Annotated in this window: 6 protein-coding genes; 4 read left to right on the plus strand and 2 right to left on the minus strand. The window is 65.7% G+C overall.

What is annotated here, in order from left to right; translation table 11 throughout:
* Window positions 1–74: 74 nt before the first annotated feature.
* Entirely contained in the window at window positions 75–1085 is a 1011-nt protein-coding gene (locus tag V9L18_RS16390; RefSeq protein WP_337348217.1) for a hypothetical protein, read from the minus strand.
* 135 nt (window positions 1086–1220) lie between these two features.
* Here V9L18_RS16390 and pepN point away from each other — a divergent pair, with 135 nt between their 5' ends.
* On the plus strand, window positions 1221–3797 hold the full coding sequence (gene pepN, locus V9L18_RS16395; RefSeq protein WP_337348218.1) for an aminopeptidase N: 2577 nt from the start codon (window positions 1221–1223) through the stop codon (window positions 3795–3797).
* Between the two features lie 9 nt (window positions 3798–3806).
* The gene (locus V9L18_RS16400; RefSeq protein WP_337348219.1) at window positions 3807–4280 is read left to right on the plus strand and encodes an OsmC family protein; all 474 of its coding nucleotides are present in this window, start codon (window positions 3807–3809) and stop codon (window positions 4278–4280) included.
* Between the two features lie 77 nt (window positions 4281–4357).
* Here V9L18_RS16400 and V9L18_RS16405 read toward each other — a convergent pair whose 3' ends face one another.
* Window positions 4358–5350: an NAD-dependent epimerase/dehydratase family protein gene (locus V9L18_RS16405; protein WP_337348220.1), complete on the minus strand. Its 993-nt coding sequence runs from the start codon at window positions 5348–5350 to the stop codon at window positions 4358–4360.
* A 121-nt stretch (window positions 5351–5471) separates the two neighbouring features.
* On the opposite strand from V9L18_RS16405, the gene V9L18_RS16410 reads away from it, so the two are divergent.
* Together V9L18_RS16410 and V9L18_RS16415 are read left to right on the plus strand one after the other, a co-directional pair.
* A complete protein-coding gene (locus tag V9L18_RS16410; protein ID WP_337348221.1) occupies window positions 5472–6167 on the plus strand; it encodes a mechanosensitive ion channel family protein in 696 nt (231 codons plus the stop codon).
* Between the two features lie 4 nt (window positions 6168–6171).
* On the plus strand, window positions 6172–6624 hold the full coding sequence (locus V9L18_RS16415; protein ID WP_337348222.1) for a globin: 453 nt from the start codon (window positions 6172–6174) through the stop codon (window positions 6622–6624).
* Window positions 6625–6738: the final 114 nt, after the last annotated feature.

The following is a 6738-nucleotide window of genomic DNA, read 5'->3' on the forward strand; positions in this document are numbered from 1 at the left end:
TAGCGGTGATGGGCAGAAATGTTGGCTCAGCGGCGCCGGCCCAAGCCAGGGTCAGATCAACAGGGACAAGAATACTAGGACTCTGCACCCGCCGCGCCGGAGGCTCCGCCATGCGCCCGCGCGGCCACCCGGGTCAGGACTTCGGCCAGGCGGGCAGCGGACGCCGGGCTGCCGCCGCTCACTGCGAGGCTGCGGCCGTCTGTTTTCCGCACGACGACGGCGGGGCCGCTGCTTACCAGCATGGCGGCGGTGCCGCTGTGGTTCCGGTAGCCCCACCCGCCATAGTCAGCGGCCTTCACCTCCGAGGCGTTGGCCTCCGAGATGGCCGCTGCGGGCACGTCCATCACCGGGAACACGCCGGCCACCAGCACCCGCAGGCCGCTGCGGTCGGCCTTGACCCTGGCGCAGAGGAACGCCGCGGCCACGACGGCCAGCCCTGCGAGGACGGCTCCCAGCCACGGCAGGGCAATAGTGATCAAGGCTGCGGGAAAGAGCGTGGCCACGGTGATCATGACAAAAACCGAACTCCGGGCGTGGACCCAGAGCCGGATCGAATCGCGCGCGAGGTCAGGGTCCAGTTCCCTGGCGAGGGCCAGCTCGAAGGCCCTGTCGTCTTCCGGCGACCACTGCCTGTCGGCCTTGAAAACAAAGCCCATGATGACCCCCAGTGAGAGCGCTGCACCGCTTCCCAGTGCCAGGACTGTCAGGTCCACCCGGGATTCGCGGGCGTCTGCAAGTCCGGTCTGGCCCACCAGCCCGGCTGCCAGGACGCTGGTAATGAAGAGGCTCAGGAACAGTCCGGCCCCCATCATGATCCTGCGCATCACGGCCGGACGGGAGACCGGAACGGCCTGGGACAGGACCAGCCAGCCCGCTGCCACGATGATCAGCGCCCCTCCCCACGCATAGGCGGAAAACGACGCAAAGGAGGCGCCGCCGTCGTCCGTCCAGCTCACGGCGAGCGGCTCCGGAAGGTCAGGCCGCAGGAGGAAGGCACAGAAAACAAAAGCCGCGGCCAGTACCACCGGAAACCCGACAGCAAACCGCAGCGCCTTGGCATCCACCGCATCCCTGAACTTGCCCATGCATTAACGCTACTCCCGCCGTGTCGGGATGTGATCGCGGTAACTTGCCAACCGCCCAAGAAATGAAAGAATGATTTCACAGTGCCCGGCGCAGGCCATCACCCGCCGGCAACAGCAACCCTTCTGGAGGCCCCCTTGCCAGGTATTAACCTGACGCGCACCGAAGCCCGCGAGCGCGCCGAACTGATCACTGTCGATTCCTACACGGTCAGCCTGGATTTGACCAGGGGCGAGAAGGTCTTCGGGAGCACCACAACGGTAAAGTTCGAAGCCGAACCGGGTTCCTCCACGTTTATCGACGCCATTACCCACACGGTCCACAGCGTCACGCTCAACGGGCGTGCCCTGGACCCCGGCACCGTCTCCGACGGCGTCCGTATCCAGCTGCCGGACCTGGCGGCCACCAACGAGCTCACGGTGGTTGCCGACGCCCCGTACATGAATACTGGCGAAGGCCTGCACCGGTTCGTGGATCCGGTGGACGGCGAGGTTTACCTGTACACCCAGTTCGAGGTGCCCGATTCGCGCCGCATGTTTGCCGTCTTTGAGCAGCCGGACCTCAAGGGCACGTTTACCTTCAACGTCACCGCACCGTCGCACTGGGACGTTATTTCCAACTCCCCCACCCCCGCGCCGCAGGAAACCACTCCCGGGGACAACGGCGGGGCGCGCTCCGTCTGGTCCTTCGCCCCGACGCCCAGGCTTTCTTCCTACGTCACCGCGCTGATCGCAGGCCCCTACCAGTCGGTCCGGAGTGAGGTGGCCAGTTCTGACGGACGGGTCATCCCGCTGGGCGTCTTTGCCCGGAAATCACTGATGCAGTACCTCGATGCCGAAAACATCTTTGAGCTGACCCGGCAAGGCTTTGAATTCTTCGAGGCCCAGTTCGGCTGCCCGTACCCGTTCGAGAAGTACGACCAGCTGTTTGTGCCCGAGTTCAACGCGGGGGCCATGGAAAACGCAGGCGCGGTCACCATCCTCGAAGGGTACGTCTTCCGTAGCAAAGTCACCGACGCGCAGATCGAACGGCGGGCCATCACGGTGCTGCATGAGCTCGCGCACATGTGGTTCGGCGATTTGGTGACCATGCGCTGGTGGAATGACCTCTGGCTCAACGAATCCTTCGCCGAATACATGTCCCACCTCGCCGCCGTGGAGAATACGTCCTTCACCAGTGCGTGGACCACCTTCGCCTCCGTGGAGAAGTCCTGGGCCTACCGCCAGGACCAGCTGCCCACCACGCACCCGATCTTCGCCGAAATCAACAACCTGCAGGATGTGGAGGTCAACTTCGACGGCATTACCTACGCCAAGGGCGCCTCCGTGCTGCGCCAGCTGGTGGCCTGGGTCGGTCCGGAGCAGTTCATGGCGGGCGTGCGGGAGTACTTCAGCAAGCACGCCTGGCAGAACACCGAGCTCAGCGACCTCATGGTGGAGCTGGAGAAAGCCAGCGGCCGGGATCTTGACCGATGGGGCCAGTTGTGGCTGGAAACGGCCGGCGTGAACACGCTCAAGCCCGAGCTGGAGGTTGACGGCGACGGGAACCTCACCTCCTTCGTGATAGTCCAGTCGGCCGTTGAGGAGTGGCCCACCATCCGTCCGCACCGCCTTGCCGTTGGCTTCTACAACCTCAATAGCGCCGGCAAGCTCGAGCGCGTGCACCGGGAGGAACTCGACGTCGACGGCGGGCGCACCGAGGTGCCGGCCTTGGCCGGACTGGCGCAGCCGGACCTGATCCTGGTCAACGACGACGACCTCGCCTACGCCAAGGTTCGGCTGGACGAAAAGTCCCTGGCGACGGCCACAGCACACCTGAAGGACTTCAGTGAGAGCCTCCCGCGCACCCTGGTATGGAATTCCGCGTGGGATGCGGCGCGCGACGGCGAGACCCCCGCTCGCCGCTACGTTGACCTGATCCTGGCCAACGTTGCCGCGGAATCGGATTCCTCGGTGATCCTGGTCCAGCTGCGCCAGCTGGCCACCACGCTGAACTTCTATGTCGCTGAGCAGCACCGTGAGGCCACTGCTGTGGCAGCGGTGGACACGCTGTGGGAACTCGCCAACACTGTGCCGGGCGGATCCGACGCCCAGCTGCAGTTCGTGAAGTCTTTTGCCCTCCTGGCCCGCAGCACCGGGCAGCTGGATACCGTTGCCGGCCTTCTGTCCGGCGCAACACCCCTGGACGGGCTGGCCGTGGACCAGGACCTCCGGTGGGAGCTCCTGGCATCCCTGGTAGCCGGCGGCCGCCTGGGCACGGAGGACATCAACGCCGAACTGGAACGGGACAACACCGCCAGTGGGCAGAACGCGGCGGCCCTGGCCAAGGCCGCGATCCCCACGCCCGAGGCCAAGGCGGCCGCGTGGGAATCGATCGTGGTCAAGGGCGAACTGTCCAACGCACTGCAGGGCTCTGCGGTGACCGGATTCACCCGGGTCCTGGACCGGTCCCTGCTGGAGCCGTACGCGGAAAAGTACTTCGAGGCGGTTCCTGGGATCGTGGCCACCCGCACCCACGCACTGGCCCAGCAGATCGTCGTCGGGCTCTACCCGGCCCTGCTGACCACCCAGGCCACCATCGACCGGACTGACGGCTTCCTGGCCGCCCTCCCGGCAGAAAGCGCCGCGTTGCGGCGGATGATGCTGGAAAACCGCGACGGCGTTGCCCGGGCACTGCGCGCCCGTGCGGCCGACGTCCTTCCCGGCGATGCCTAGGCGTGCGGCATGAGCCTGGGTGAGCACCGCTATGAACTGACCGTGCAGTGGACCGGCAACCTTGGGGAGGGAACGTCGTCCTACCGGGGCTACTCGCGGGACCACGACGTCCTGATTCCGGGGCTGCCGGTGCTCCCGGGCTCCGCCGACCCGACGTTCCATGGCGACAGGTCACGCTACAACCCCGAGCAACTTCTCCTCGCCGCTCTCGCCCAGTGCCACATGCTGTCCTTCCTGCACGTGGCTGTACGGCACGGCGTCATTGTTACGGACTACCGGGACGAAGCCACGGGGACGATGCGCCTGAACCGGGACGGCAGCGGGCAGTTTGAGTCAGTGACCCTGCACCCGAGGGTGACGCTGGCGGACCCGGCCCACGTGGCTCTGGCGGAGCAAATGCACCACGAAGCAAACCAGGTCTGTTTCATTGCCCGGAGCGTCAATTTCCCCGTGCACCACGATCCCGTGACCCTGACGGCATGACCCCAACTGAGTAGCAGCAGATGTCGTTTTGAGGGCTCAGAACAACACCTGCTGCTACTCAGTTGGGCGGATGGGATTCATACGCTTCGGCGGAGCTCCTCCACGAGCCGGGCTTCCGTGGCGGGGGCAAGCCCGGCCTTGCGGCGGCGGTTCAGTCCGCGGCGGCGCTCGTCCTCGAGGGTGTCCGCCACCGTCTCCTGCCAGGGGCGCGTCGCCAGTCCGGCGGCACGGGCAGCCATGTTGCTGCGTGTGCAGAAGCCGTCGTGGCCCGGCGGCAGCCACAGCGGGAGGGAATCAGGCCCGGCCCAATAATCGACTCCATGGTCCACGAGCCAGTCCTCCGGCGCCGTTAGGACCTCGCCCTGGTAGCCGGCGGCGGCTTTCGAGCCCTCAAGGTAGTCGGCGAAGGGCACCTGGTCCCCCAAGGCATTCAGTGCGCCCGTGACACCCTGCTCCGCGGCGTGGAGAATCCATAGGGCCAGGTCGCGGACGTCGATGACTTGGGTGGCGTGGCCGGGTATGTCGGGGACGACGACGGGTCCATTGTCCCGGGCGAACCTCGCCGGCCAGTAGCCGTAGCGATCCGTTGTGTCGCCGGGACCGCCGATGAGTCCGGCCCGGCAGAGATGCGCCTTGGCTGCGGCCGCAGCCAAGGTTGCCTGCTCGATGGCCGACTTCGACTCCCCGTAGTTTTCGGGGGCGGACACCGTACCGGCGGGCAGGGGAGGCAGGAGGGCAGCGTCCTCCGCCTCTCCCGGGGTCGAATGGTCGGCGTAGACCGAACAGCTGGACACAAACGTCCAATGGCCGGCTCTGTCTGCCAGTGCGTCCAGAGCCTCCGTCGCCTGGACGGTATCGCGGGCCACGTCAATGACTTCGTCCCAAACTCCGGTGGCCCCGTCATAAGCGTTCGCGCCAAGTGAACGGTCCGCCCTCAACCATTGAGCGCCCTCCGGCGGTTGAGCCGCCGAACCGCGGGCCAGGCACGTAACATCGTGCCCCGCAGCCACTGCTTGCCGGACTATTTCTGCGGACAGGAAGGCAGTTCCGCCCAATACAAGGATGCGCATGGGTCCACGCTACGGCGCTAGGGTTGAAAGAGAACAGAGCCTTCCGCGCCCGGCGAAACCCGAGCGCCGGCGAGCACCCTCCCGGCCCCCGCCGGAGAACCCCCAAGGAGTTTTACCGTTTATGTTCAGCACGTTGTCGATCACCCCTTCCCTCGCCTCCGAGCCCGACGGCGTCAGCGTCACCGGCATTGTCATCAGCCTGGGCGTCGGCGTAGCTATCTGGTTGGTGGCAACCTTCGTGATTTCCCGGATCAGCAGGCGGGTAGCCTCCGGGAGCAACTTCTTCAAGAAGGCCCACTTCAAGTGGGTGGCCCCGGCGATCCGGGCCTTGGATCATGAGCGCCGCGTCCAGCGCGCCGAAACCATCGGATCGCTGCTCAACAGCATCGTAGGCGTGCTGGTGGCCGTCATCACCAGCATGTATGTCCTCCAGAACCTGGACATCAACATCGCCCCGCTGCTGACAAGCGTGGGAATCCTCGGTGTGGCCATTGGCTTCGGCGCCCAGCAGCTGATCCGGGATTTCCTGGCCGGCATCTTCATCACCATCGAGGACCAGTACGGAATCGGCGACGTCATCGAAACCAGCGAGGTGGTGGGGGTTGTGGAATCCATGGGCCTGCGCATCACCCGGGTCCGGTCCGAGGACGGCGCCATCTGGTACCTGCGCAACGGGGAAATCCTCCGGGTCGGCAACCGTTCCCAAGGCAACTACGCGCCGGTGCCTGATGCGCCCGCCGCCGGCCCGGAAACTGCACTGCACGAGCCTGCCACCAACACCGAGACTAAAAAGACTGACCAGAAAGCCGGAGAATAGGGACATGAGCACACCCGCCGAGCCGCAGCAGCCGCGCCAGCTGATGCAGAACGACCCTTTCAGCCAGCCAGGCTACACGGACAACTTCTACGATGCCGTTGGCGGCCATGAAACGTTCGTTCGCCTCATCGATGTCTTCTACGACGGCGTGGCTACCGACCCGCTGTTGCGTCCGATGTACCCGGAAGAGGACCTTGCCCCGGCCAAGCGCCGTTTCCTGATGTTCCTGGAGCAGTACTGGGGTGGCCCCACCACGTATGGCGAGGAACGCGGCCACCCCCGGCTGCGGATGCGGCACATGCCGTTTCAGGTCACGCCCGAGGCGAAGGACCGTTGGCTCTTCCACATGCGCGCGGCCGTGGACTCGTTGGGGCTGCCGCCGTTGTACGAAGGCACGCTATGGGACTACATGGAGCGTGCGGCACTGTCTATGGTGAACAGCCCGTCCGACAGCTGAGCCCGGGTCCGGGCTGTTTGCCAAAGCCGGGCCTAGCTGTACTGCCCAGGGACGTTGGTTGGGTGAATGTGATGACTCGCTGGAGTCGCTGACTCATGGGTGAGGACCTCCGGT

The organism is Pseudarthrobacter sp. CCNWLW217, assembly GCF_037203985.1.
Taxonomy (GTDB): domain Bacteria; phylum Actinomycetota; class Actinomycetes; order Actinomycetales; family Micrococcaceae; genus Arthrobacter.

What these genes read in the sequence shown, in the direction of transcription:
- V9L18_RS16410 (WP_337348221.1), top strand. Translation starts at nt 5,472, where the DNA reads ATGTTCAGCACGTTGTCGATCACCCCTTCCCTCGCCTCCGAGCCCGAC.
- V9L18_RS16400 (WP_337348219.1), top strand. Translation starts at nt 3,807, where the DNA reads ATGAGCCTGGGTGAGCACCGCTATGAACTGACCGTGCAGTGGACCGGC.
- V9L18_RS16390 (WP_337348217.1), bottom strand. Translation starts at nt 1,085, where the DNA reads ATGGGCAAGTTCAGGGATGCGGTGGATGCCAAGGCGCTGCGGTTTGCT.
- V9L18_RS16405 (WP_337348220.1), bottom strand. Translation starts at nt 5,350, where the DNA reads ATGCGCATCCTTGTATTGGGCGGAACTGCCTTCCTGTCCGCAGAAATA.
- V9L18_RS16415 (WP_337348222.1), top strand. Translation starts at nt 6,172, where the DNA reads ATGAGCACACCCGCCGAGCCGCAGCAGCCGCGCCAGCTGATGCAGAAC.